The sequence below is a fragment of the Paenibacillus sonchi genome (assembly GCF_016772475.1).
GTDB classification, from domain to species: domain Bacteria; phylum Bacillota; class Bacilli; order Paenibacillales; family Paenibacillaceae; genus Paenibacillus_AQ; species Paenibacillus_AQ sonchi.
This window is the reverse complement of sequence record NZ_CP068595.1, coordinates 7,050,415-7,075,770: the sequence shown is the minus strand read 5'-3', so window position 1 is coordinate 7,075,770 and position 25,356 is coordinate 7,050,415. Positions and strand designations below refer to the sequence as shown.

Genomic DNA, 25,356 nt, shown 5'->3' with positions numbered 1-25,356 from the left:
CTTCAGCCTTGCTGCCGAGCCCAAAAGTGTCCGGAAGGACCGGGAGAGCACATCAACCAAAAGCCGGCTGCCGTAATTGGCAGGCTGGCTCTTTTTATTTTACATAAACAGCGGCTGCTGAGTCTAACCAACGGATAAATGCTTCAGCAAGCTTCTAAGCAATCAGAAATGACAAAAAGCTCATTGACAGCGAATATATCAACTTGATACCATAAACTATATCATCATGATATACATCCCGCTCAGTAAGGAACGCCTTTATTCTAAAAAGAATGGAATGTGATGAAGCATGCGTAAGCAAACGCTCCGAAAGACCCTCCTTCTGTTGTCAATGCTGCTGTTTCCGGTAACCTTGAACTATTTCTCCCCTTATCTGATTATCCAAGGCAGTTTTGCCGGTATTGCCACCGGAAGCTTTTTGCTGTTTGCCGCACTTTTTGGCTCTTCCTTATGGTTTGGCAGAGCCTTTTGCAGCTGGGTGTGTCCGGCAGGAGGGTTGCAGGATACCTGCAGCCAGGTCGTGAATAAACCTGCGGGATCAAGGCAGAACCTCATCAAATATCTGATTTGGCTGCCGTGGGTTCTGTCTATACTGGCCGGATTTGTGACTGCTGGCGGGATTAAAGACGTCAACCCGGTTTATTTTACTGACCATGGAATTTCAGTTTCTGCCCCTCCGGCTTTCATTACGTACTTTGCTGTCGTATTATTAATAGTCAGTGTGTCCCTGATCTTCGGTCGCCGTTCCTTCTGCCATTCGCTCTGCTGGATGGCCCCGTTCATGGTCTTGGGCAATAGCCTCAAGAACAGGCTGGGTTACCCCTCACTGCACCTGGAGGCGAAAACCGAGGATTGCATCAGCTGCAAGAAATGCGACAGAGCCTGCCCGATGAGCCTGAAGGTCAATGAAATGGTGCAGAACAGGGACATGAACAGCAATGAATGTATTCTGTGCGGCAGCTGCGAGGCGGTGTGTCCGAAGCAGGTGCTCCGGGTAGGCTTCGGTGCGCAGAAGCATTCTGCTGCCAAAAGCAGCTATACGGAGGGAGCTTAAGGAAAAATTATGCCGAAGGAAAATACTACGGTTTACATCATATTGGGCCTGCTGAACCATGAGGACCTTAGCGGATATGATATTAAAAAAAAGATTGATGTGATGATCAGCGGTTTTTGGGAAGTAGGTTATGGACAGATTTATCCCACCCTGGCGAAGCTGGTTGCCGAAGAGCTGGTAATCAAACATAAGGGCACCGGCTCCAAAGGTCCTGAGAAAAACATTTATTCCATCACGGACAAAGGGCGGGAGCTGCTGAAGGAGTGGGTTATGCTTCCTGAGCAGAAGGAGTATACGAAATATGAGATTTTGCTTAAGCTTTTTTCGGAAGCCTGGTTCCGGATGAGAGCAATCTTGCGCGGATTGAAGACTTCAAGGAACGGCATATACAGAATTTTCAGCTGATTCAGATGTTCAAAGGCAATCTGGAGCGTGTTCTCCATACCGACAAGGATCATCTGTACTTTTATCTGACTGTCCTGTTCGGGGAGCATGTCTACAAGGCTTATCTGGACTGGGCGGACGAGGCTAAGGCGCTGCTGGCCGGTGCATCAAACGGGGAACTGGAGCAATGATATTGAAATATTGTTCAAACAGGTGCGAGGTATGGAGGGGAAGTTTGGAACCGGGAGCGGCAGCGTCCGCCTTCACAAGAAAAACTATTGTGCTGAAAACGGTTTTATGTTACTTTATAATCTATAAAAACGTTTTTATAGTGAAGGATAAATGAAGATGGGAAAAATTACAATCCGGGATGTTGCCAGGGAGGCCGGGGTTTCGATCTCAACCGTATCGAATGCGTTAAATGATGTGGATGTGCTGAATCCGGAGACCAAATCGCATGTGCTTAAGGTGGCGCAGCGGCTGAATTACGTCCCTAACCTGAACGGCAAACAGCTGAAGTCAGGCAAAACCATGATGCTGGGCTTTTTTACAACAAGTGTGGCTGGCCCCTATTTTTATAAGCTAGTGGAGGCTATGTCCCGGCAGTGCGACCGTCTGGGGTACGGGCTGAACGTATTTGTCACGAAGGATAAGCAGGTTGTGATGAGCAATATCCTCGGCAGGCGTGTGGACGGCGTCATTATTTATGAAGAGCTGGGCATCGGCGACAAAGACATTCAAGCGATGAACAAGGAAAAGATCAAAGCGGTGTTTCTGGACCGGGTGCTGGAGAACGAGAACATGGGCAGCATTATTTTTGACTCCTTTGAGGCCGGTTATGAAGCGACCAAGTATTTAATCGGGCTGGGGCATAAGAAAATCGCCTACATCTCCGGCGTGGATACGATGTTTGACAGCGTACAGCGCAGGGAGGGGTACCTGGCGGCCTTGCGCCAGTACGGTCTGCCGGTGAGCGAGGAGTATATTTTGCAGGGATATTTCGAGGAGGAGAGTACCTATAACGTGGTAAAATCCTTCATCCGGGCGCAGCCCGAGAAGCTTCCGGATGCTTTTCTGGCGGGCAATGACCTTAGTGCGATCGGCTGCATCCAAGCGCTCAAGGCCCATGGCTACGAGGTCCCGGACGATATCAGCGTGGTCGGCTTCGATGATATTGATATCGCGCAGTACTATTCACCTCCGTTAACGACAGTGCGGAATCAGATCGCCCGGCAGGGGATATTGGCCATCGACCATCTGGTCCGCATGATACAGAAGCAGGAGCAGGGCAATGCGCAGAAACTGAAAGGTGAGCTTATCGTCAGAGGCTCAAGCCATGTGAAGTTAGGCCGGAATGAGCGGATATAAGGCACTGGGCACGGCACCGTCCTTAACAGGACGGCAAGCCGTTCCACTTGTAATCATGCTAGGAGGGGATTTTTTTTGCCAATAATAAAAACGTTTTTATTGGTTTGGGATGCTGTTGGGGAGAGTGATGAACGTGGATAAACTGAACCTGATGCCTTCACCGGCACTGCAGCAAATGGGTAAAAGGCCTATGGGGCAAAGGATTAAGGAATGGGTGACGGATTTCAGAAGGCAATGGGAAATTCAGTCGATGGTGATACCGGGCATTATTTTTATGATTGTTTTTTGCTACATTCCCATTTACGGCTTGACTATCGCTTTCAAAAATTACACGGTCATCGATACGCTGTCCTCGGCCCCGTGGGTGGGTCTGGATAATTTCAGAATCATCCTGTCCGACAAATATTTTTGGGACTCGGTTATAAATACGCTGGGCATCAGCTTCCTGAAGCTGGCCATCGGGTTCGTCATTCCGATTATCCTGGGGATTATGATCTACGAATTGAACAGGGGACGCTTCAAAAAAATAGTGCAAACCATCTCGTATCTGCCCCATTTTTTGTCCTGGATCGTGCTGGGGGGCATGCTGATTACCTGGTTCTCAACCTCAGGGTTGTTCAATCAGCTGCTGCTCGAACTGGGGCTGATCTCGAAGCCGTCCAACATTCTGCTGGATGCGGGGAAATACTGGTGGATCGCCACGTTGTCGGATATTTGGAAAGAGGCCGGCTGGGGAACGATTCTGTATCTGGCGGTGATGTCCAAGATTGATCCGACGTATTATGAAGCGGCCAGAATCGACGGTGCGAGCCGGATCAGACAGATTTGGAATATTACGCTGCCCAATATGAAAATGATCATCAGCTTAAATCTGATCCTTACTGTAAGCGGTTTATTGGGCTCTAATCTGGATCAGACACTGGTGCTCATGAACTCCCAGAACCGGGAGAAGGCCGAGGTCATCAACTCCTATGTATACCGGATGGGGATGACGCAGGGTGATTTCTCTTATGCAACCGCTGTCGGACTCGGAGTCTCCATCGTTTCCGTGATCCTGCTGGTCGCCGCGAACAAGATCACCAGCAAATTAAATGACAATCAATCTGTGCTGTAAAGGAGGCATTCGCCGTGAATCGAAAAGTGGTTAAAGAGGATGTCGACAGCAGGATCTTTGATGCCATTAATATCATTGTGCTGTTTCTCGTAACGGTAGTGATTGTGGTTCCGCTCTGGAACGTGATCATCTCCTCCCTCAGCTCAGGCAAGGCGCTCGCCGAAGGCGGATTCATCTTTTGGTCCAAGGAATTTTCCCTGGAAAATTACCGGTCAGTGTTCAATGACAACACGATCTGGCAGTCCTTTCTCGTCTCCATTTCCAAAACCTTTGCCGGCGTGATTACCCATGTGTTTTTCTGCGCGATGATCGGCTACGGACTCAGCAAAAGATACATAAAAGGCCGCAAACTTTACGTTGCCATGGGTGTTATTACGATGTTTTTCTCCGGGGGGATGATTCCAACCTACCTGCTGATCAAATCGCTGGGTCTGCTTAACAGCTTCTGGGTCTACATTATTCCGGCGCTGTTCAGTTATTACGATGTCGTGATTCTGATGAACTTCTTCCGCAATGTCCCGGATTCCCTGGAGGAATCGGCCAAGATCGACGGTGCAGGCGACTGGCGCATTTTCCTGAAAATCTTCATCCCGCTGTCGATGCCCGCCATGGCAACCATCGCATTGTTCAACGGGGTGGGGCAATGGAATGATTTTATGACCACCAAGCTGTACATCACCAATCAGGCGCTGTATCCGCTGCAGATGAAGCTGTACGAAATCATCGTCCAGTCACAAACCCAGTCCATGCAGAACATCGGCGGTTCAGCGGTTATCGAAACGACCACCAAAGGGGTTCAACTCGCAACGATTGTCATTACGACTCTGCCGATTGTTGTGATATATCCATTACTGCAAAGGTACTTTATTTCCGGAATGATGCTGGGGGCGGTGAAGGAATAGAGGTGACAGGGGGGATTTATGAAAGCGTAATCAATAATGTGTGAAGTCCAAACATTCTCCGTAGTCACGATAATACCCGAGTTGGAAATATAAAAACAAACTTTGAGGAGGACTAATACATGAATAAAGCATTCGGTAAAAAAGGACTCAAGCTCTGCACGGTGCTGATGGCGGCTGTACTCGTCATGCAGGGCTGTGGCGGCGGCAATTCGGCAAGCTCCGGCAAAGCCGGTTTGCCTTCGGCAGATGACCGCTATACGGTTGACGCGGAAACTCCGGCCTGGAAGCTGGACAAAAAAGAGGAGACTACTGAACTGACCTGGTACGTGAATGCGGACTGGTGGAATACCGATTTTGGCAAAGATGTGGTCACGAAAAAAATCAAAGAGGATCTGAACATCAATATCAAATTCATCACCGGGGATGATACAAAGCTGAATACGTTTTTTGCCGGCGGCGATATGCCGGATTTGCTGACGATCTTCGATTCCAACTCGCCGGTGGTGCAGAAGGCTGCCACCTGGGCCTTGCCGCTGAATGATCTTGCAGAGAAATATGACCCTTACTTCAATAAAGTGGCGGCTGCCGATACGCTGAACTGGTTCCAGCTGGCGGACGGCAAAACCTATGGCTATCCGAACTATTCCAATACACAGGCGGATTATGACAGCGGCAACATCCCGGCCAAGACTGCCTTTGTGATCCGCAAGGACGTCTATGAAGCGCTCGGAAGCCCTGCGGCCGGCACGCCGGAAGAGTTCAAAAATGTGATGGGCCAGATCAAAGCCAGGTTTCCGGAGCTGATTCCGTTCGGCTTCAACTCCATCGGTGAAGGCACCGGCTCGCTGGGAGATGTGCTGCAGGATTTCCTCGGCGTGCCGATGGAAACCAAAGAAGGCGGATTCTACAACCGCAATCTGGATAAGGATTATCTGGCCTGGCTGAAAACGATAAATGCCGTGTATAGAGACGGCGCAATCAGCGATGACAGCTTTGCCGATGACGGAACGGCTTTTGAAGAAAAGGTCAAATCCGGCAAATACGCCACCATGCTGCTTGACGGAACGCCTCAGCAGGGCGGCAATCTGCAGATCTACATGAGTGCGAATCCCGGCAAGGAGTATATTGCCATCGACGGGCCGCAGAGCACAGTGGGCCATGCGCCAACGCTGAACCAGTCCGGAATTACCGGCTGGATGATCAGCTTCATTACCAAGAAATGCAAAGACCCGGCCAAGGCCATGCAGATCTTCACCTACCTGCTCAGTGACGAAGGCCAGAAGCTGATGAACTACGGTATTGAAGGCGAAACCTACCAGGTCAACGCGAACGGCAAGGTAGAGCTGCTGCCTGCGGTGAAGGATCTGCAATTAAACAATGCTGACAAATTCAAAAAGGATTACCGGCTGGGCGAATTCATGTTCTTCGGGCATGACCGCGACAAAGCCCTGAGTGAAGACGCCTTTCCCGAATCCATCAAGCAGATGCAGGAATGGGGCAAAGGCAAGCTGAAGCCGCATTTTATTCTGGAGAACATCAATCCGGACCAGGGTACACCGGAAGCACGGGCCCTGAGCGCTATCAACACCAAGTGGAACACAACCATGGTCAGTATGCTCCGCTCCAAGGATGATGCAAGCTTTGACAGCCTCCTGGCCGACTACAAAACCTTCCTGGATAATAACAACTGGGATAAAATTGTAGAAATCCGCACGGAGAAGATGAAGAAGAACAAGGAAAAGCTGGGGCTGAAGTAAACCAGGCGGGGAGGGGAACCACATTGCAGGAGCTTATCATGTACAGGTCCACAGGCGAAAACGAGCTGTTCATCAAGCAGCCGCCTGAACAACAGAAAGTAGGTGCTTCAGAGCAGGCGACCGTCACCGTTACCATTGATGAAAGTCAGACCTACCAGGAGATGGATGGCTTTGGGGCTTCCTTTACCGATTCGGCGGCGTATCTGATCAACCGGGTGCTGAGCCCGGAGCAAAGGACGGAGCTGATGAAGAGGCTGTTCGATCCGGCAGCCGGAATTGGCTTATCCGTCTTGCGCAATCCGATGGGCGCCTCGGATTACGCCAGAACGGTGTACAGCTATAATGATCTCTCTGAAGGGGAAACCGATATGGAACTGAACCGGTTCTCTGTCGCCCATGATGAAGAGGACATCATTCCGCTGCTGCAGCAGGCGGTGGCGCTGAATCCGGCGGTTAAGCTGATGGCTTCGCCCTGGAGCACGCCGGGCTGGATGAAGACCAGCGGGTCGATGATCACAGGCAGGCTGAAGCCGGAATATTACGGAGTGTATGCCGGTTATTTTGTCAGATACATTCAGGCGTACGCCGAGCACGGGCTTCCTGTTTATGCCGTCACTCCGCAGAATGAGCCGCTGTTCGAACCGCATCATTATCCGGGGATGCTTATGCTGCCGGAAGAGCAGGCCATTTTTGTTCGGGAGCACCTGAAGCCTGCGTTTGTAAAGCATAAGATCAACGCCAAAATTCTCTGCTATGACCACAACTGGGACCGGCCGGATTATCCGCTCGCCGTGCTTGCGGCTGCCGGAGAAGCGGTGGACGGGGTCGCCTGGCACTGGTATGGCGGCACGGCTTCGGCGCAGTCCCGGGTGAAGTTGGTTTTTGAAGATAAAGAAGTGCATTTCACCGAAGGCTCCGGCGGCGAATGGATTCCGCCTTTTGAACAGGCCTTCTCCAATGTGATCCGCACAGGGATAGAGATTCTGCGCAATCACAGCAAATCGTTTGTCCTGTGGAATATGGCATTGGATGAGCAGAACGGGCCGGCGGTGCCGGGCTTCGGCAGAAGCACCTGCCGTGGTATTGTCCGGATCGACCAGCAGACCCGGGAGCTAACGTATACGCTTGACTACTACGCGCTGGCTCATTTCAGCAAAGTCATCCGGCCCAAGGCCTTGCGGCTGGAGTCCCATTCTACTCATCCCGCAGTTACTTCCGCTGCCTTCCGCAACCTGGACGGATCGGTGGGAGCAGTCCTGTTCAACGACGGGGAAAAGCTTGAAATCGTGGCGGTGAGATTGCCGGGAGAGGAGCTGCTGACCTTCAGCATGGCACCCAAAAGTGCTGTGTCACTTCAGGTGAAGAAACACCCCAATGGAGTAGACTGATCTGAGCACAAAAGAAACAGCGGCAGCCATGGACAAAATATAAAGTCCGAAGCTGCCGCTGTTTTTTGTAAGCCATTGTGCCCTGTTAGCATATGTCCGCTTGTTAAGCTTTAAGTTTCTTCGTCGCTTCTGTATTCCAGTATATCTCCAGGCTGGCATTCCAGAGCCTTGCAAATTGCCTCTAACGTGGATAAACGAACTGCTTTTGCCTTGCCGTTTTTAAGAATTGAAAGATTAGCCATCGTGATGCCAACCCTCTCGGACAGCTCGGTGACACTCATTTTTCGCTTAGCCAGCATTACATCAATATTGATTATAATCGCCATGGTCTTCACCTCAGACTGTTAAGTCATTTTCTAATTTTAGTTCGATGGCCTCTTGTAATAGCTTCTGGAGAACAGCAGCAAAAACGGCAATTACCAGGGAGGCGAAAATGATGACCAAACCGATGACGATGATGCCCGGAGCATCGTCCTTCTCCGCCATGAGATAGAAGAGGGGCAGGCCTGCCACATACAAGCCGCTGATGACGATGGCACAGTATTTTATATTTTTAAGGACCCGCACAGATAATTCGGAAAAAGCTTTGTTCCTGTCAATATAGCCTAACAGTCTAAAGGCTTGATACAGCGCGATGTAAAAGGGGAGCGCCGACGCATACAAATCGATAAAAACCAGATATTTAATAAAAGACATATCCGGATACAATTCGGCTGCAAATTCCGCGATCTCAGGCACCGCAAATATACACAAAGCAAGAACCGGAATGCCCATAAGAATCACAGCTGCCTTTAAAAAAAGTGTTGTTCCCCGTTCCATAAAATGCACCTCGTTTAATTATTGTTACATTGAATTTAGCATAAAATTTATCGTTTTACAATATATTCTGATTGTTTTTCAAAAAAAGACGCCCGGGGAGCGAATCCCGGGCGTCTGATTGCGTGTTTGCTAACGTTAACGTTGATATATCTTCAATTCCAAATCCTTAAAATAAGACTTTGCCCACTTTCCTGTGGTGTCCTTAAATAATTGGCCTTTAGCATCCAATTTATATATAAAAGGTTTAATCGTTATGGATTGGGGGACAGTTGCAAAAGAACCGTAGTTCTGTTCATCCTTCCCTGTCTTTGGAGGCTGAATGTCACTGCCGTTTGGTGAGAATACATTTCCTTTTTCATCTACAAGGTCATATAACAGCTTGTGATGTTTTTTGACTGCGGCGGGAAACTCACCCTTATAGCTTATTTGAAGCTGCATCGTTAACGGCGTCATCTGAAAGGAGGTTACGGTATAGCTGAATTTGCCGCTCTTTTTGGTAGTGCCCGGTGTTATGTTTATGAGGCTGGCGATCTTTTTCACAGGAATGGTGAAGATGAACGGCTCCTCAACTTCCCTGACATAAGCTTTCAGCGTCAGCTGAAATTCATCCGGAATTTGTTGCTTGACGGCTCCTTTTGACAGACTAATCAAAGCTGCGTCCGGGTCTTCCGGCAGACTGCTAACGGACGTATCGTAATACATTTTTTTCCCGTTTGCGGAAATGTCCAACTTGTCGCTGTCAAGGATATTTTTATCTTTCTTCACAATGCCGCCTTCCTGCCGGATGCCCATCACAAGTTCGTTGCCGTCATAGATAAGATCAGTTAAGATCAACGTCACGCCATCATGTGTAACCGCCTGCTTAGGTGCGCTGGATAAGCCTTGCTGCAATACATCTTTCAGCGTCGGACTGTCGCTGATTTTGAAAACACTGCTAACATTTGTAGCCGTACTGGCTGCCGCAGCATTCACTGGTGGAGCATATTCGCCGCCCATCATTGCAATTCCCAGCGTGGCCGACAATGTGGTTACGGCAATCATTTTTTTCATAGTCTTGGATCTGGTAATGTTCATTGTTCACTCACTCCTCTTCGGACAATATCTATATAACATCTATATAACGTTTCTCGATATCCATTTTGTGACAAGCACCCTTACAAACTATTCAATTTACGGAAGCATCACATTGCAGGCTGATCATGCTGCTCTTTTTTATACTCATTGGGCGACAGGCCCACTTCTTGCTTGAACAGCTTGGAGAAGTAGGAGTAGTTGGTGTAGCCCACCTTGTTCGCAATGGTGTACACGGACAGCCGGGTGGTCTCCAGCAATTGCCTGGCGGCGGCGATCCGGACTTGAATCACATAGCTGCCCAAGGCCACGCCAGTCTCCTTCTTGAACAGCCGGGCCAGATAATCGGGATTCAGATAGACGATCTCCGCCAGATCATTCCGCGTCAGCTCATCTCCGTAATGCGCATGGATGTATTGCTTGATCTCTTCGGCCACCGATTTGGGCTGTGCGGTAAGATCGCGGTATTTCATAGCGGTGTTCACCAGGTATTCCAGGTATTCCTCCATGTCCTCGATAGAAGTCAGGGAATGCAGCTGCAGGCGGTCATTCACCTTGCCGCTGTATAATTTATGGACCTGAATGCCCTTCATTTTGAGAAAAGAATAGACGAGCTGCACAATATCCAGCCGGAACAGGCTGAGGATGGAGGTGTCGACGGTCCGGTTGACCAGCAGTCCCTTCAGATAACGGCTCACTTCCTCCAGAAAAGCGGCCAGCCTGTTCCGGTTCAGCAGCTCCTCCAGATGGGCCAGATCCGGGGGGATGTACGCGGCTTTACTCTGCTTCTGGTACATCTCTACCGTATAAGTATGATTCCGGCAGCGTGTGATTTCTTCATCCATTCGGGTCAGGCTTTTCAGGACCGTGCCGATCCCGCCCAGTTCGCCGTGCAGGCCAATATTGCAGCAGACATCGCATTTGAGATAAGGGTTCGTTTTCTGGATCAGGGAGGCGCAGATTTCCTCAAGCGTACCGGTATCCGGAATCTCATTCCATTTCAGGATGGCGATCCAGTGATAATCCTTAATCTCCAGAATGCTCTCGATTCCGAAGCCGGGATGCCGGAACAGCTCATACAGAATGTTAAGCAGGGCGAAATCGAACAGATCCTTCTCTTCCTTGCCCATACTGCCATTGAAGGGAAAGACATTGAACAACAGCGGCTGAAGGGTATCGTCCATATGATAGGCGAGATTCTGCTCCTTGATGGCATAGGTGATTGCCGACGGCCTGATGGGGAAGAGCTGCTTCCGCTCACCATTCTGCGCCAGAAATGCTCCAGATTTTTCGACTGGTTCTTTTGCCAATAATAGCCCTCTTGAATGGCTTTTTCGTTATGCTGCTGCTCCTTGGCGCGCGCAACCGCTTTTTGGATAATAAGCATCAGCTTGTCAAATTCAATCGGCTTGAGAAAATATTCGAAGCTTTGCAGCTCGATGGCTTTTTGCGCGTAATTGAAGTCGGCATAATTGGTCAGGAGAATGGTCTGAACCGGATAATCGTTGTCCCGGATCCAGGCCAGGAGCGATAATCCGCTGCCCTGCGGCATTTCAATGTCCGAGATTAGAATCTGCACGGAGTGGTTCTCCACAATTTCCCGGGCCTGGGCGACATTGTTGGCCGTATATACGGCTTCGATACCCAGTGCTGTCCAGTCCATTTTCTTTTGCAGAGCCGCCACTACATAATAGTCGTCATCGACCAGCAATACGTTCATAGGAAATTCTCCATTCATGTTGAAGTATTCGGAAGATCCGGAAGGGTTATGATGACAGAAGCGCCGCCGCCCTCTATATTGGAGAAGTGAACCGCCGCTTTTTTATAATACAGGTATTCCAGCCGTTTAAGCGTATTCATAATGCCGATGTGCGTTCCTTTGCTCTGATCCAGGGGCTGGCCCCGCACCAGCTTCTCAAGTACCTCGGGGGCAAAGCCGGGTCCGTTGTCCGAGATCTGGATCACCGTCACCTGTTCCTCTTCGGATTCACGCCGGGTAACCGTCAGTCTGATCTGGACTTCAGGGTCCCGGGAAATTGCATATTTGACGGAGTTCTCAATAAAAGTCTGCAGCACCAGCGGGGGGATATGCACATCTTTCGCTGTTTCGTCCTGCACGATATGATGTCTGAAGGCATCCCGGTACCGGCTGCGCTGGATTTCAAGATAAATGCGGACATGCTCGATCTCATCCTCCAGCCGGACAAAGTTCCCGCCGTTCTGAAACGTATAGCGGAAGTATTTGGAGGTCGACATGGCCATATTCTCGATTTCTTCGTACATTTGGATCTGGGCCATACTGTAGATGCTGGTCAGGCAGTTCAGGAAAAAATGAGGTTTGATCTGCTGCTTCATATAGTCCAGCTGAATGCGCTGTTTCTCCAGCTCCTGCTCATAGATGGCGATTTTGAAGGTTTTGACCTGCTCCACCAGGTCCTTGAACTGGTCGTTTGCCTGCTCCAGCTCGATGATTTTACTGCTTTTGAAGCCGGCCGGCTGACCGTCCTCATTCATGTGCGCCAGATTCTCCGAGAAGTTCTGGATCGGACCCAGCACTCTTTTATTGAAGAATAGCATTACGGCGCAGAGGGTGGAGGTCACGATGAAGAACAGGAGCATAATCAGCAATTGGGCGATCATGATTTTCTCGAAGGCTCCGAATTGAATGACCATGTCCGCGCTGAACGTAGTATTGGAAAATTCACTGCTGATCGTCGTGCGGGACCGAAAGAGGCCCGGCCAGCCCTGCTCCTGCTGCACCAGCTTCCCGCTGCCCGATAGGGGACTTGAAATACGGGTGCCGTTCTCATCCACAAGGGAGGCATAGCCGTTGGCCCCCAGGTTAATCTGCCGCAAAGGGCGGATCAGATTGTCGGCGGAGATCAGACCGATCAGATAGCGGTTGTAATACGGGACGATGTTGATAATATAGTATTTTCCGTTGACCAGGATAGGCGTCCACCGGGAATAAAACTCCGCATACACATCCTTATCTTCTATATAGGAATAGATCAGCTTCTTCAGCTCCAGATAATCCGTGTAGGTGACGCTGATCGGTGCGCAGTTCAGAAAGAAAGACTGATTTTTCAAATAAAAAAAGAAGTTGTATTCCTGCCCGTAATTCTTCTGCAGCTCGGAAAACCGTTTGTACAGATTACTGTTCGATTTCAGGAACTCGCTGCTGTCCGGTTCATAGGCATTCATCATATTCAGGGTTTCATCGTTCGCCAGCGTCCAGCCCATATAATGATTAATATAGGCAAAATCATGGTTGATGCGGTCGATGTACAGCTTGGCTGTATCCTGCAAATACCGTGTGGACTGCTGCTTCACAATGGAAATGGAGGCCAGGCTGATGGCAAGGTCCAGCACCAGTACGGCGAACGAGACCAGGATCATGATTCGTACATAATGGCGGATGGGATACGGTTTGCTGCCTGCTTTTCGTTTGATCATAGTCTTACATGCCGCGTCCTTTCCTGCGCGTTCATTAGATGAAAGCGGTTGTATGGCTAACAAAGCCATTATAAGACCTCCCGGGGGAAATTACATGCACTATTCCCGGCATTCCCTGACAAAGTCCGGAAACTGCAAGCGAAAGTCTGAATACCGTCATACCTGCACATCTGAAATTACGGTAGAATCTTCAAATTAATGTAAGCGGATGCAGAGGTCCGGATACTGCCGCCAATGGGTCCGGAATGCAAAGACGCGGCAAGCTATCATTAGAGGTGTAAAGCGGATGCAACCAATGAAACGGGGGATTACAGAATGGGTACACACAGCAAAAGCAGATTAGCCAAGAAATGGCCGCTGCTGCTTCTGTCGGCCGTAATGGTTATGGGAATGGCCGGCTGCAGCGGCAATAAGGAGAAAGCGGACACTCCGGCGGATACCGGTGATTTCAACAAAGAAGGCCTGCCGATCGTCAACGAACCGGTCACCCTGAAGGTGCTGACTGTGCGTTGGGGAAGCATGGGGGATACCTTCACCCAGAACCAGTGGCTGAAGGACCTGGAGAAGAATACGAATGTCAAAATTGATTGGCAGGTCATGTCCTCCAACGACTGGGCGGAACAGAAGTCCATACTGCTGGCCAGCGGCACGCTGCCGGATGTGGTAGTGGGCGACCAGACCTTTTCCGATTCCGATATCGTCAACAACTTAAGCTATTTCCGTCCGCTGGATGAGTATATCGATCAGTATATGCCTAACCTGAAAGCCGCGATGGAAGAAACGCCGGAGATGAAAAAAATCAGCACCTTCCCTGACGGAAAGATTTACTCTCTGCCGACCAGACTTCCTTCCCGCCCGAAAAGCTCCCGCCAGCCGGTCATCAACAAGGCCTGGCTCGACAAGCTTGGCCTGAAGACGCCGGACACCTTGGATGATCTGTACAATGTGATGAAGGCCTTCAAGGAAAAAGACCCGAACGGAAACGGCAAGGCGGATGAAATTCCGTATATCGAAGTCAGCAATGACCTCATCAGCCCGTTCGGCATCACTGATCTCAACAGCAACAATATGCTGGTTAAGGACGGTAAAGCTGTATATTACCCTACTTCCGAAGAGTACAAGGAAGGCCTGAAATGGGAGAACAAATTATACAGCGAGGGCCTGCTGGATAAAGAGCTGTTCACCCAGGACGCGACGATGATCTCGGCCAAGTTCCAGAATCCTGACGCGCCGATCGTAGGCCTCTCGTACCAATGGACGCCGGACGCCGTATTCGGCAAATGGAGCGAACAGTATGAAACCATTCCGCCTGTGGCCGGACCGGACGGCAAACGCTATACCATCGGCAACCCCATCGGGATGAATCTCGCCCGCAACGAGCTGCTGATTACCACCTCCTGCAAAAATCCGGAAGTCGCCGCCCGCTGGGCCGACCAGTTCTATACCAATGAAGCCAGCATCCAGAATTTCTGGGGGGCTATCGGAACGGTGCTCAAAAAGAATGACGACAGCACTTACACGCTGATGGACCCGCCGGCGGGAACGAGTGCGGATGCCTGGTACTGGGACCAGTCGCTGCGTGATTTCGGGCCGAAATATGTAAGCCCGTCCTTTGAGAAGAATATTGTGCTGAGCCAAAGCAGCGGCGACGGATTGAAGCTGCAGCTGGATAAGCTGGGCAGCGACTACGTGACCACGCCGTTCCCTAACGTGATGTACACCTCCGGGGAATTCCAGGAGCTGCCAACCCTGACCACGGACATCGACAGCTATGTGACTACGATGCGTGCCCAGTTTATTACCAAAGGCGGGATTGATGAAGGCTGGGATGCTTATGTGAAGAAGCTGAACGATATGGGCCTGGAAAAGCTGCTCCAAATCCGCACCGACGCTTATGCCCGGTATATGAATGTTAAATAACCTTCAAGGGCAGGCGGAGCTCTGCAGAGGAGGTTAAGATGACGGTTACGATGAAAAAAGTAGCCCGGAGAGCTGGAGTTTCGATCTCCACGGTCTCCCGGGTATTGTCCGGCCATCCGTATGTCAGGGAGGAGCTCTCCCGCAAGGTGAAGAGGAATTCAGAAGAGGTCTTGCATCTTGTTACAAGAAATGCCGTCCCGCAGCTTCCTGCAGGACGGCATTTCTATGCCTGGTGCCTATTCTGTTGAAAGAGATTCTACCCTGTTATTTTAATCCTTATCACGAGTGGTCGTTTTGTGTTTATTGCCTTTGCTGTCATAGGTGACCCATTCACCAACAGGCACGCCCATGTCAAAATACCCTGAACGCTTTATTGTTCCATCTGGACGATACCATTCCCAATAGCCGTCTGGCTTATCATCCATCATTTTTCCCTTAGACCATATTGTTTTTCCGTTTGCGTGGTACTTGATCGTGCAGCCATCAATCACTTCCAGCTTTTTTTCCTTGACGCCGTTTGGGTGTATCAAGTCACATTTTTCGTTTTCCACGACCTACCTCCGATAATCAGCTTTTTCTGGATTATACCACATCTTGGCACTGTGTAGTTGAACGCAACATCCGGATAACGTCAGTGAAAGTCCGGATATAGTATAGCCTGCCGGAGCTGCGGAAGCGCTTCTCCTTATCCCGGGAAAGGCGGCGCGGAAAGTCCGGTTAAGACCTCTAAAAGGTCCGCCGGGCATGAAGACGGGACGATATACTGAGGGAACAGAGAGGCTTAGGCTCACAAAACTATATAAAGCGAACTTGAAAAACTAACAAAAGGGAAAAGGGGTGGAGGGGAAGTTTGGATACTTACGGAGCGAATGCGTCCGCCTTTGTCTGCGGATTTCCACCGCGAAGAGCGGTATACAATTAAGAAATCTGCAGATGGGCAGCGGCCGGAAGTCCAAACATTCACCGTAGTCCCGACGAAGTCTCTTATGTAAAGCTCTTAAGTTCACTCTATATAACTAATGCTTTTCGAAGCCAGTTTTGCACGAAATGCAGCCAAAGAAGCTAAGCTCACAACACTTTTAGGAGGGGTTTCATGAAATCCGGTCATCGCCGTCCAGGTCGGACCTGGGGACAGATCAAACGGAACTGGGGGCTGTATGCGCTGCTTTTTCCTGCGGCGGTTCTCACGTTATTATTCGCGTATAAGCCGATGTACGGGGTGCTTATTGCCTTCAAGGATTATAGTCCGGCGCTCGGAATCACGGACAGCCCGTGGGCGGGCTTCAAGTATTTCGAGAAGTTTTTTCATTCCTATCAATTTTCGTCCACGATCAAGAATACGCTGATCATCAGCGTGTACAGTCTGATTACTTTCCCGATTCCGGTCATGCTGGCGCTGATGGTCAATCAGATGCGCCCGAACCGGTTCAGACGTTTTTTTCAGACCGTATCCTATATGCCGCATTTCATTTCCACAGTGGTTATGGTCGGCCTCATGATGATATTGCTCTCCCCAAGTACCGGCCTTGTCGGCAATCTGTACAGTCTGTTCGGCAAAGAGGCCCCGGATCTCATGGGTTCAGCCGGGTGGTTCAGCAGTGTGTATGTCTGGTCCGATGTGTGGCAGCATGTCGGCTGGGACAGCATTATCTTCATCGCGGCGCTGTCGGCGGTGGACCCGAGCTTGTATGAGGCTGCTACTGTGGACGGGGCCAGCCGCTGGCACAAGGTCCGCTACATCGATATTCCGATGCTGATGCCTACAGCCATCACCCTGCTGATCCTGCGCGTCGGCGGCCTGCTGGGCGTCGGCTTCGAGAAGGTCTATCTGATGCAGAATGACCTGAACGCCACCTCAAGCGAAATTCTGTCCACCTACGTCTACAAAATCGGGCTGCTCAGCAGCCAGTACAGCTTCTCCTCAGCCATCAACCTGTTCAATACGGTCATTAATTTCATCCTGCTCATTATGGTCAACCAGATTTCCAAAAAACTCAGCGAAAACAGCTTGTGGTAGAAAGGGGAGCAGCATCATGGGAGTACTACAGCCTGCGGCTCAGGAGAAAACAGGAAAAATAAAAAATAGCCGCACCTCGGATACGGTTATGGAGTTCATTATGTATGTTATTGCAGCGGTGTTTCTGCTGATTCTGATCTATCCGCTGTTTTTTATTGTCATCGCTTCGTTCAGTGATCCGTCTGCTGTAGCGGGAGGACAGGTCTGGCTGTTCCCCAAAGGCTTCACCCTCGACGGCTACAAAGAGCTGCTGCGCCATGACAACATCTGGACCGGTTACCGGAATACCATTCTGTACACGGTCATCGGAACGGTGATCGGTCTGGCCGTAAACATCTCGGCAGCCTATGCGCTGTCCCGCAAAGACCTGACAGGCCGCAAGTATATCTCGCTGTATTTCATCTTTACGATGTTTTTTAACGGCGGGCTGATTCCCACCTTCCTGACGATCCGCGACTTCCAGCTGTATGACACCTTCCTGGTGATGGTGCTGCCCTTTTCTGTGGGGGTCTACAACATTATTGTCGCCCGGACTTTTTTTCAGACGAGTATTCCCGGGGATTTATGGGAGGCGGCTCAGATCGACGGCTGCGGCAACCTCCGCTACTTTGCCCGGGTTGTGCTGCCGCTGTCCAAAGCGATTGTTGCCGTGCTGGGCTTGTGGATTGCCGTCGGATACTGGAACTCGTATTTCAACGCCTTGATCTACCTCAAGAACCCGGACATGTATCCGCTGCAGCTGATCCTCCGCAATATTCTGATTACCAATCAGATGCAGTCCGGCATGGGAACGGGCGAAGCGGCGCAAATCGCGCTGCGGCTGGCGAATATGATGCGCTACTCCGTCATTATTGTAGCTACAGTGCCGATCATGTGTGTATATCCTTTTGTGCAGAAATACTTCAATCAGGGCGTGATGATCGGCGCGGTAAAAGAATAGCTGATGAATAGCCGATGGGCAGGGCTGCAATTATTGATGAAGGACATCTCCAAGTTCGGCACGCTGCTGGAATCTGCCTTTGGCAAAAGGGCATAAGGGCAAAATCTTGATCCCATTCTCCCTTGCGTATTCCACCATCGCTTCAACAAGCAGGTCTCCAAGCCCTTGTCCGCGGTAAGCGGTGTTTACGAAGGTATGATCGATAATATAAAGGCTGGCTGTTGAGGTTACATAAGTCATTTCAGCAGCGATGGAGTCCTGATCCCGGATCAGAAACCGCTTGTTGTCTTTATCGTGAACTACATTGTGCATTGTGACACCTCTTTCTGTATGCTATTATTCCTGGTCAAGAATCTCGTATTTGAGCGCGCCGCTCGGGCATTTGTCGATATGCCGGGCAATGGCCTCAGCGGCATCGGCATCGGGCTCAACCCAAGGACGTCTGCTAACATTAAAAACCGCAGGCAAACCTTTCACACAAACACCGGAGTGAATGCATTTTTCTGGCTGGAACTTCACCGTGATATTTTTGCCGTAATACAGCTTCTGATCGTTTGTCATACGTTCACACCTTTCTTTTAATTTCTTGATTGCGTCCCGCTGTTCTGACTATACCATACTCTTTTGCAGAAAAGCTGACATGATTTCGCTAAAATTTGATATAAAAAGCTGGAAAAGTACAGTTTGCAGCAAGCTCGCTATCTATCGCCGTAAAATGGTAAACTAGGAAGTATAGTATTTTACGGGGAGTGAACTTCTTATGAAAAAGCTTGCTGCCGGCTTCCTGGCCGGTGCGGTATTGATGATAGGCACTCAGGCGATCGGGGCTTCTACGAGTCTAGTAGGCAAGACAATTCAAGCAGAATACACCGTAAACGTGTACGGCAAGAAACTGGCGGTCCCGGCCATTGTAATTGACGGCAAAAGCTATGCACCGGTCCGGGCAATCGGGGAGCTGGCAGGATATAAGGTTTCCCTATCAGGCAAAACCATCAGTCTGGACGAGAAAGAGGCGGCGACTCTGCCATCGCTGGCCGATAGGAATGCAGGCATTACAATGGGCCCGGTGCCCACGCTGACACCAGACTCCGCAGCAGCCGTGACCAAAGGCAAGATCAAAGCGATTGACAGCAAGATAGATGCCGTTGTCGACAACATTCTGTCCACAAGCAGCAAGCTGAAGGCAGACCCTGACAGTGGCGACCTGAAGGACAAGCTGGAGCAATATAAAGCGGAATACGCCGATCTGCTCCAGCAAAAGGATGCCGAACTGCAGAAATAGAACGGGTGCATGAGGTAAAAGTAATACTGGGCTCCGGGGAGTATAAGTTTTCTTATAAGAATGGGCTCGCAATGAACCGGGGATAACGAAGAAGGAAGCAGACGGATTCCGGCAGCGGGCGGCTGTTTAAGTCTCCGTTTGCTTTTTGCTTTCTTTAGCGCTATTATAGATTAATAAAGTCTTTGATTGAGGTGGATGTTCATGAAGTATTCAAAGGCAACCAACTATGCGCTGCACACCATGCTCTATCTGGTGGCTGCTGCGCCGAACAAGCCTATAGGCGTACAGCAGCTGGCGGAACGGCAGGGGGTATCTCCCACATATCTGTCGAAGATCCTGACCAAGCTGGTGAAGGCGGATCTCATCGAGTCCGCATCCGGTGCGAACGGCGGATACCGGCTGAAGCGCAGGCAGGAAGAGATTTCTTTTCTGGACATCATTCATGCCATTGAAGGCACGGCATCGTTGTTCGATTGTACGCTCAACCACTCCAGCAAGTGTCCGATTCAGCAGGAGATGGTCGAAGCGGAGCGGCAGATGGAGCAGTATCTGCAGAACAAGAAGATGTCCGAGCTTGCCGAAAAAATAACGGTGGACTGATCATCCGCCGTTTTTGGCGGCATGATTATAGATATAGACAGTCTTTTAAATCTGCAAAAGCTTGAAAATTATTAAATCCGGGAAGGGATGAGCTGTAATGATAAACGATTTATTTAGTGCCGATGTATGGGAAAAGGCCTGGAAGGAGGACCCGGCAGCGATGGGCAACAGGTTCAAGCAGTCGGGAATGGACATGGCACGCGCCTTTGACCATAAAGCGAAGTCGTTTAATGAGGAAGTGTTCAGTGAAGGGGGAAGACGCAGAAGCGAGCGGATTATCGGCTGGCTTGAAGGCCAGGGGGTCGACTTTGAAGGACTGTCTGTATTGGATGTGGGCGCGGCTTCGGGCGGGTTCACGGTCCCTTTTGCCGATAGAGGGGCGAAGGTTACCGCAGTGGAGCCGAACCATCCATTAGCCGGGCTGTTCATAGAGAATACCGCCAGGTTCGGTCCGGGGCAGGTGGAGCTGGTGCATGATTTGTTCGAACATGTGGATCTTGACGCCAAAGGCTGGAAGGGCGCCTTCGATCTTGTCTTTGCGTCCATGTCTCCGGTGGTGGTTGATTGGGAGAGTGTGGAGAGTGTGCTTAGCTGTGCGCGCAAGTACTGCTACATCAGCCTGAATGCAGGAGGCAGAGAGTTCAGTCTGCTGAATGAGGTGCTTCCTTTGCTGAACGGGCAGGCATTACCTGCGAAAAGCTCGGATATGGCTTATTTGACTCACTTGCTCTATCTGAAGGGCTATTCGTTTGAGTCGCTGATCACTCGCGAGATGAAAACCACCGAGCTCTCCAGCGAGGAGGCGGTCGAGGAGACGCTGATGCTGCTGAAGCATCATAAGCTGCCCGCAGATGAGGCGGCCCGCCGGACCGTTACGGAATATGTGCACCGCACTTATCCTGACGGCAAGGTGCAGGTTCAGCAGGGAGGACGCTTCGGCAAGGTGCTGATCCGGCTGCAGGAGCTGAATATGTACAGCAGAGCAGAAGCCGGTAAACGGTAATCAATAGGCGGCAGCGGTGGTAAAGGCGGATGGGCCTTGTATTTCTGACAAAAGATGATATGTTATAGATAGATCCCCATAGCGGGATCTATTTTACTATACGGAAGGAATGAGCGAAATGAGAGGACAAGTGCAGGTTTTCGAGCAAGACCGGATGAAGAAGGCGGGTGAAATCTACTATGAACCATAGTCTGATTACGGATTCCCTGCGTGAGGAACTGGTGCGCCAGCTTGTATATCTTGATGAGAATACCTATGGCATTCTGGAACGGACGGCAACGGAATCACCTGCGGACCGTGCGGAGATCCGTGCTTTGATTGAGAGGTATCAGGCATGTGTGCAGCGTATTTTGACCGGAGCCGGCGATGAGCTTACACGCTCTGCGGTGCTGATCGGCTCCTGGATTTCGCTGAGGATCGGCCCGGAAACGCTGACGGATGCGTATCGTATTGTGATACCCGGCGAATCCAGTCTGGATGAGTTCTCGATCTCACTCTGCTCTCCTATGGGCAGGGCGCTGCTTCTGGCTGAGCCCGGTGAGACGGTAACGGTTCATACCCCGCTCGGCAGCGACCAGGTGCTTGTGCTGAACAACGTCTATGAGTATCCGGTCCGCGAAAAACAGAGGTAACGTTGGAAGGGAACTGGAGGATTTTGTTTTGAACCTACTCCTGTTAAGAAGAGCAAAGGTTGATTGTTGATGAATAGGTTCGGATAAGGAACGCTGTAGGTGAGTGAAGTGGAATTAGTCCACCTAAATCTTCTGTAAGAGCGTCCTGTGCCAGTGTTAGTGGGAATTTGTATACCTAATTTAGGGAGATTTATCTGTACTGGCACGAATCAGCCGGATTAAGTGTACTTTTTCCAACTAACGATGGTTTGGGTGCCGGATGTCTTGGATTAAGTTCACTTTTTCCACTTGATTCCCTACGATGCTCCAAGTCCACATCGGGATTCCTGAATAAGGCGTCTGTCCCAGTGAGGCTCGATCCAAAAGTCATACTACATCACAACGGCTGCGCTGTCCTTATTGGACGGCGCAGCCGTTGCTGTTTGTGTTCTGCACTTTCTAGTGATCCCGCGGCTGGGCTGAAGATTACAGCTGCTCGACCTCACGCAGCCAAAGCGCTGCAGAAGCATCGCTCGGCATACGCCAGTCTCCGCGCGGCGAGAGGCTGACCGTTCCGACCTTCGGTCCGTCCGGGAGGCAGGAGCGCTTGAACTGCTGGGTGAAGAAGCGGGTCACGAATACCCGGAGCCAGCTCACCAGCTGCTCCTTAGGGTAGGCGTCGCCAAAAGCATGCCGGGCAAGGTAGAACATTTTTGCGGGAGAAGCGCCTGTCCGCAGCATGTAGTACAGGAAGAAATCATGCACTACATAAGGTCCGAGGATATTCTCGGTAAGCTGGACAATCTCGCCTGTAGCGGACGGCGGCAGAAGCTCGGGGCTGATTCCCGTGTCGATGATGTCATAGAGCAGCTTGTTCACAGTCTCGTCGGCCTCGTGATCGGCATACCAGGCGACGACATATTGAATAAGCGTCTTCGGAATCCCCGAGTTGACACTGTACATAGACATATGGTCACCGTTATAGGTACACCATCCAAGGGCAAGCTCCGACAGATCGCCGGTGCCGATCACAATGCCGCCATTCTTGTTGGCCAGATCCATCAGGATCTGCGTGCGTTCCCGGGCCTGAACGTTCTCATAGGTCAGATCGTGAACATCCTTGTCATGGCCGATATCCTCGAAATGCTGCAGGCAGGCGGCTTTGATGTCCACGACCTTAAGCGAAGCGCCGAGCGCCTTGATCAGGCCGACGGCGTTGTCGTAGGTGCGGTTCGTCGTGCCGAAGCCCGGCATGGTGACCGCCAGCACATCGCTGGCCGGACGGCCGAGCAGCTCCATCGCCCGCACGGCGACGAGCAGCGCCAGCGTGGAATCCAGGCCGCCGGAGATACCGATCACCGCCTGCCTGGTGCCGATGTGGCGGATGCGCTTCATCAGGCCGGAGGTCTGGATGGAGAGAATCTCCCGGCAGCGGTCGTCGCGCTGCTGCGGATTGCCGGGAACGAACGGGTTCACGGCGATGCTGCGGACCAGCTCCCGTCCTTCAAGCAGGGCGCCCGGTGCCGCATAGAGCACCTCACGGTAGTTGCGGCCGCCCTTGCCGGCCCGGAAGGTGCCCATTACCGTGCGGGAATACTGGATTCTCGGCACATCGATATCAGCGATGATGATGCGGCTCTCATGGGTGAAGCGTTCGGATTCCGCGAGCATCTGCCCGTTCTCGGCGATCAGCGAGTGGCCGCCGAACACGACATCCGTTGTCGATTCGCCGGTATTGCAGCCGGCGTAGACATAACCTGCCACGCAGGAGGCGGATTGGCTGGTGACCAGCTGGCGGCGGTAATCCGCTTTGCCTACCAGCTCGTTGCTGGCCGAGGGGTTGAACAGCAGGACAGCTCCGGCCTGGGCGAGCAGGCTGCTCGGAGGAACCGGAACCCAGAGATCCTCGCAGATTTCCACACCGAAGGAGATGCCGCTGCCTTCACTCGTGAAGATCAGATCATTGCCGACCGGCACAGCCGTTTCACCAATCCGCAGCTCTGATATCTCCAGCTCTTCGGCTCCGGCGAACCAGCGGGGCTCATAGAACTCACTATAGCCGGGAATGCAGGTCTTCACTACAAGACCCAGAATTTTACCCTGCTGCAATACGGCAGCGCAGTTAAACAGCCTGCTTTTTATCGAAATGGGCAGACCGGCAATGACGATGAGATTCCGCCCTTTGGTAGCGGCGGTGATCTTCTGCAAGGCTGCCAGTGCGGCTTCCTGCAGCACCGGCTGCAGGAATAAATCTGCGCAGCTATAACCGGTAATAGACAGCTCCGGCAGCACCAGGTATTCCACCTGCTTCTCATCCGCTTGTCCGATTACATCCATAATTTGTGCTGCATTATACTCGCAGTCGGCAACCCGCAGTTCAGGGGATGCGGCAGCGACTCTTGCGAATCCGAAATTCTGCATTTGTTTCACCTATCCTTTGTATGATGACACCTGCTATTAATTAATTGTACCCATGATAGGGTATCCATAACAAGTAGAAAGGGCTGAATAGACCGGAGCCTTCATTTCCATAAAAAGGTATACAACAAAAATAACACGTGTTATACTTTTGCCGAGGTGCTGATATGGACAAAAAAAGAGTGACCAGCCACGATGTTGCCAAGCTGGCCGGTGTATCCCGCAGCGTAGTCTCTGCTGTGCTGAATGGCACGCCGGGCATCGGCGTCAGCGGGGAGACGCGGGAGAACGTGCTGGCCGCGATCCGTGAGCTGAACTACCATGTGGACGCCCAGGCGCGAAGCATGAAGACGGGCCGCACCATGAGTCTGGCCGCGTTCGGCGACACACGGCACCCGCTGTTCATGCGGCTGCTGGAGGGCATGCAGCGGGAATGTGAGGCGCACGGCTATCACATTCTGCTCTGCTCGCCGGGCCACCGGCCGGACGGCGAAGCCAGGAGTGAGCTGGTGGACCTCTACCACCAGCGGAAAATCGACGGCATCGTGACGCTGGATAATACCAGCTACCGCGATGAAGCATGGGCCGCCAAGGTCAGCGAGGCGGGGGTTCCGTATGTATCCGTGGAGGGCTATGCCGAGACGGAGGGGGTATGCTCTGTGCTGGCCGACTACAAGGGCAGCGTGGAACTGGCTCTGGATTATTTGCTGCGGCCGGGAACTCCGCAGCTCCAGACTCCGCTATATGCTGAGGTGTATCATGGCAGCATCCGGAGCTGGGCGGAGCGGACACGCCGGGACGCCTATATCCGCTGGTGCAGCGAACGGGGCATGAATCCCTTTTCTTCCGCCTTCCCGAGCGGGAAGGGCGGGTGGACTGGGAGGAATGGCTCCTGAAGCTGGCGGATATCAGCAAGCCGCCGCCGCCGCTGCTGGTGAACTGGTCCAGCGGGGTCCCGGATTTGTACCGGGCCGCCCATAAGCTGGGCCTGCGCATCGGCGAAGAGCTGCGGGTGATGGCGGCGGACAACACGATCCAGGGCCACCGTCTGAGCCTGCCGGCATTAAGCTGTGTTGAAATTCCCTATGTGGGTATGGGAGAAGAGGCAGTAAGATGTGTGCTCAAGCAGATTGAAGGCGGAGCAGCACCGGAAGCGGCCGGGAAAATATGGCTGCCCGCGGTTTTAAGGGCGGGAGAAAGCGCGTAAGCGTGCTTTTTTCGGGATATAACACGTGTTATAAAAGGAGGAAAA

The 25,356-nt window shown here is 51.4% G+C and carries 28 protein-coding genes; 18 read left to right on the top strand and 10 right to left on the bottom strand.

The features are described 5' to 3' along the window. Positions 1-331: 331 nt before the first annotated feature. The 8 genes from JI735_RS31900 (at position 332) to JI735_RS31865 (ending at position 7,967) form a co-directional block, all read left to right on the top strand. The gene (locus JI735_RS31900; RefSeq protein ID WP_202676802.1) at positions 332-1,054 is read left to right on the top strand and encodes a 4Fe-4S binding protein; all 723 of its coding nucleotides are present in this window, start codon (positions 332-334) and stop codon (positions 1,052-1,054) included. Positions 1,055-1,063: 9 nt separating this feature from the next. Further along, entirely contained in the window at positions 1,064-1,459 is a 396-nt protein-coding gene (locus JI735_RS31895) for a PadR family transcriptional regulator (RefSeq protein ID WP_202676800.1), read from the top strand. After that, on the top strand, positions 1,387-1,629 hold the full coding sequence (locus JI735_RS31890) for a virulence activator alpha C-terminal domain-containing protein (protein ID WP_202677718.1): 243 nt from the start codon (positions 1,387-1,389) through the stop codon (positions 1,627-1,629). Before JI735_RS31895 ends, JI735_RS31890 begins: the two co-directional genes overlap by 73 nt. Positions 1,630-1,786: 157 nt before the next feature. After that, positions 1,787-2,806 (top strand): LacI family DNA-binding transcriptional regulator, encoded by a 1,020-nt coding sequence (locus tag JI735_RS31885; protein ID WP_020429029.1) that lies wholly within the window; start codon positions 1,787-1,789, stop codon positions 2,804-2,806. A gap of 151 nt (positions 2,807-2,957) precedes the next feature. Further along, positions 2,958-3,920, top strand: a complete 963-nt coding sequence (locus tag JI735_RS31880) for an ABC transporter permease (RefSeq protein ID WP_233476537.1) — start codon at positions 2,958-2,960, stop codon at positions 3,918-3,920. A gap of 14 nt (positions 3,921-3,934) precedes the next feature. Then, entirely contained in the window at positions 3,935-4,822 is an 888-nt protein-coding gene (locus JI735_RS31875; protein WP_039834468.1) for a carbohydrate ABC transporter permease, read from the top strand. Positions 4,823-4,941: 119 nt separating this feature from the next. After that, positions 4,942-6,579, top strand: a complete 1,638-nt coding sequence (locus tag JI735_RS31870; protein ID WP_202676799.1) for a type 2 periplasmic-binding domain-containing protein — start codon at positions 4,942-4,944, stop codon at positions 6,577-6,579. A 38-nt stretch (positions 6,580-6,617) separates the two neighbouring features. Then, the gene (locus JI735_RS31865; protein WP_039834466.1) at positions 6,618-7,967 is read left to right on the top strand and encodes a glycoside hydrolase family 30 protein; all 1,350 of its coding nucleotides are present in this window, start codon (positions 6,618-6,620) and stop codon (positions 7,965-7,967) included. A gap of 110 nt (positions 7,968-8,077) precedes the next feature. Here the strand turns inward: JI735_RS31865 and JI735_RS31860 are convergent, their stop codons facing one another. From JI735_RS31860 to JI735_RS31840, 6 genes are all read right to left on the bottom strand, one after another. Beyond that, positions 8,078-8,293, bottom strand: a complete 216-nt coding sequence (locus tag JI735_RS31860) for a helix-turn-helix domain-containing protein (RefSeq protein ID WP_020429023.1) — start codon at positions 8,291-8,293, stop codon at positions 8,078-8,080. 10 nt (positions 8,294-8,303) lie between these two features. Continuing rightward, positions 8,304-8,786 (bottom strand): DUF2975 domain-containing protein, encoded by a 483-nt coding sequence (locus JI735_RS31855; RefSeq protein WP_039834464.1) that lies wholly within the window; start codon positions 8,784-8,786, stop codon positions 8,304-8,306. A 135-nt stretch (positions 8,787-8,921) separates the two neighbouring features. Continuing rightward, on the bottom strand, positions 8,922-9,860 hold the full coding sequence (locus JI735_RS31850; RefSeq protein ID WP_202676797.1) for a DUF5643 domain-containing protein: 939 nt from the start codon (positions 9,858-9,860) through the stop codon (positions 8,922-8,924). 107 nt (positions 9,861-9,967) lie between these two features. Then, a complete protein-coding gene (locus JI735_RS37605) occupies positions 9,968-10,330 on the bottom strand; it encodes an AraC family transcriptional regulator (protein ID WP_325175645.1) in 363 nt (120 codons plus the stop codon). Between the two features lie 527 nt (positions 10,331-10,857). Further along, the gene (locus tag JI735_RS37600) at positions 10,858-11,577 is read right to left on the bottom strand and encodes a response regulator (protein WP_325175557.1); all 720 of its coding nucleotides are present in this window, start codon (positions 11,575-11,577) and stop codon (positions 10,858-10,860) included. Positions 11,578-11,591: 14 nt separating this feature from the next. After that, complete coding sequence (locus JI735_RS31840; protein ID WP_039834462.1) at positions 11,592-13,313, bottom strand: sensor histidine kinase; 1,722 nt, start codon at positions 13,311-13,313, stop codon at positions 11,592-11,594. A 315-nt stretch (positions 13,314-13,628) separates the two neighbouring features. Between JI735_RS31840 and JI735_RS31835 the strand changes: the two genes are divergently transcribed. Then, positions 13,629-15,233: an extracellular solute-binding protein gene (locus JI735_RS31835; RefSeq protein ID WP_039834460.1), complete on the top strand. Its 1,605-nt coding sequence runs from the start codon at positions 13,629-13,631 to the stop codon at positions 15,231-15,233. 38 nt (positions 15,234-15,271) lie between these two features. Beyond that, a complete protein-coding gene (locus JI735_RS37595; protein WP_039834459.1) occupies positions 15,272-15,481 on the top strand; it encodes a LacI family DNA-binding transcriptional regulator in 210 nt (69 codons plus the stop codon). Positions 15,482-15,502: 21 nt separating this feature from the next. On the opposite strand, the gene JI735_RS31825 is transcribed toward JI735_RS37595, so the two are convergent. Then, positions 15,503-15,784 carry a toxin-antitoxin system YwqK family antitoxin gene (locus tag JI735_RS31825; protein ID WP_039834458.1) on the bottom strand — a complete coding sequence of 94 codons (282 nt, stop codon included), beginning with the start codon at positions 15,782-15,784 and terminating at the stop codon, positions 15,503-15,505. 542 nt (positions 15,785-16,326) lie between these two features. On the opposite strand from JI735_RS31825, the gene JI735_RS31820 reads away from it, so the two are divergent. Then, entirely contained in the window at positions 16,327-17,250 is a 924-nt protein-coding gene (locus JI735_RS31820) for an ABC transporter permease (RefSeq protein WP_039834456.1), read from the top strand. Between the two features lie 16 nt (positions 17,251-17,266). Beyond that, positions 17,267-18,190 (top strand): carbohydrate ABC transporter permease, encoded by a 924-nt coding sequence (locus JI735_RS31815; protein WP_051051670.1) that lies wholly within the window; start codon positions 17,267-17,269, stop codon positions 18,188-18,190. 30 nt (positions 18,191-18,220) lie between these two features. On the opposite strand, the gene JI735_RS31810 is transcribed toward JI735_RS31815, so the two are convergent. Next, positions 18,221-18,502 (bottom strand): GNAT family N-acetyltransferase, encoded by a 282-nt coding sequence (locus JI735_RS31810; RefSeq protein WP_039834455.1) that lies wholly within the window; start codon positions 18,500-18,502, stop codon positions 18,221-18,223. Positions 18,503-18,526: 24 nt separating this feature from the next. Beyond that, positions 18,527-18,751, bottom strand: a complete 225-nt coding sequence (locus JI735_RS31805) for a (4Fe-4S)-binding protein (RefSeq protein ID WP_039834454.1) — start codon at positions 18,749-18,751, stop codon at positions 18,527-18,529. Positions 18,752-18,950: 199 nt separating this feature from the next. On the opposite strand from JI735_RS31805, the gene JI735_RS31800 reads away from it, so the two are divergent. The 4 genes from JI735_RS31800 (at position 18,951) to JI735_RS31785 (ending at position 21,707) form a co-directional block, all read left to right on the top strand. Next, complete coding sequence (locus tag JI735_RS31800; protein WP_051051669.1) at positions 18,951-19,472, top strand: stalk domain-containing protein; 522 nt, start codon at positions 18,951-18,953, stop codon at positions 19,470-19,472. A 201-nt stretch (positions 19,473-19,673) separates the two neighbouring features. After that, entirely contained in the window at positions 19,674-20,072 is a 399-nt protein-coding gene (locus JI735_RS31795) for an RrF2 family transcriptional regulator (protein ID WP_020429012.1), read from the top strand. Between the two features lie 97 nt (positions 20,073-20,169). After that, positions 20,170-21,075 carry a class I SAM-dependent methyltransferase gene (locus tag JI735_RS31790; RefSeq protein WP_039834453.1) on the top strand — a complete coding sequence of 302 codons (906 nt, stop codon included), beginning with the start codon at positions 20,170-20,172 and terminating at the stop codon, positions 21,073-21,075. A gap of 179 nt (positions 21,076-21,254) precedes the next feature. Beyond that, on the top strand, positions 21,255-21,707 hold the full coding sequence (locus JI735_RS31785) for a GreA/GreB family elongation factor (protein WP_039834452.1): 453 nt from the start codon (positions 21,255-21,257) through the stop codon (positions 21,705-21,707). Positions 21,708-22,172: 465 nt separating this feature from the next. Here JI735_RS31785 and JI735_RS31780 read toward each other — a convergent pair whose 3' ends face one another. Continuing rightward, positions 22,173-24,107 (bottom strand): NAD(+) synthase, encoded by a 1,935-nt coding sequence (locus JI735_RS31780; protein WP_202676796.1) that lies wholly within the window; start codon positions 24,105-24,107, stop codon positions 22,173-22,175. Between the two features lie 164 nt (positions 24,108-24,271). Here JI735_RS31780 and JI735_RS31775 point away from each other — a divergent pair, with 164 nt between their 5' ends. Both JI735_RS31775 and JI735_RS36565 read left to right on the top strand, forming a co-directional pair. Then, on the top strand, positions 24,272-25,000 hold the full coding sequence (locus JI735_RS31775; protein WP_233476142.1) for a LacI family DNA-binding transcriptional regulator: 729 nt from the start codon (positions 24,272-24,274) through the stop codon (positions 24,998-25,000). Next, positions 24,976-25,311: a substrate-binding domain-containing protein gene (locus JI735_RS36565; RefSeq protein ID WP_233476141.1), complete on the top strand. Its 336-nt coding sequence runs from the start codon at positions 24,976-24,978 to the stop codon at positions 25,309-25,311. The genes JI735_RS31775 and JI735_RS36565 overlap by 25 nt, the downstream gene beginning before the upstream one ends. Positions 25,312-25,356: the final 45 nt, after the last annotated feature.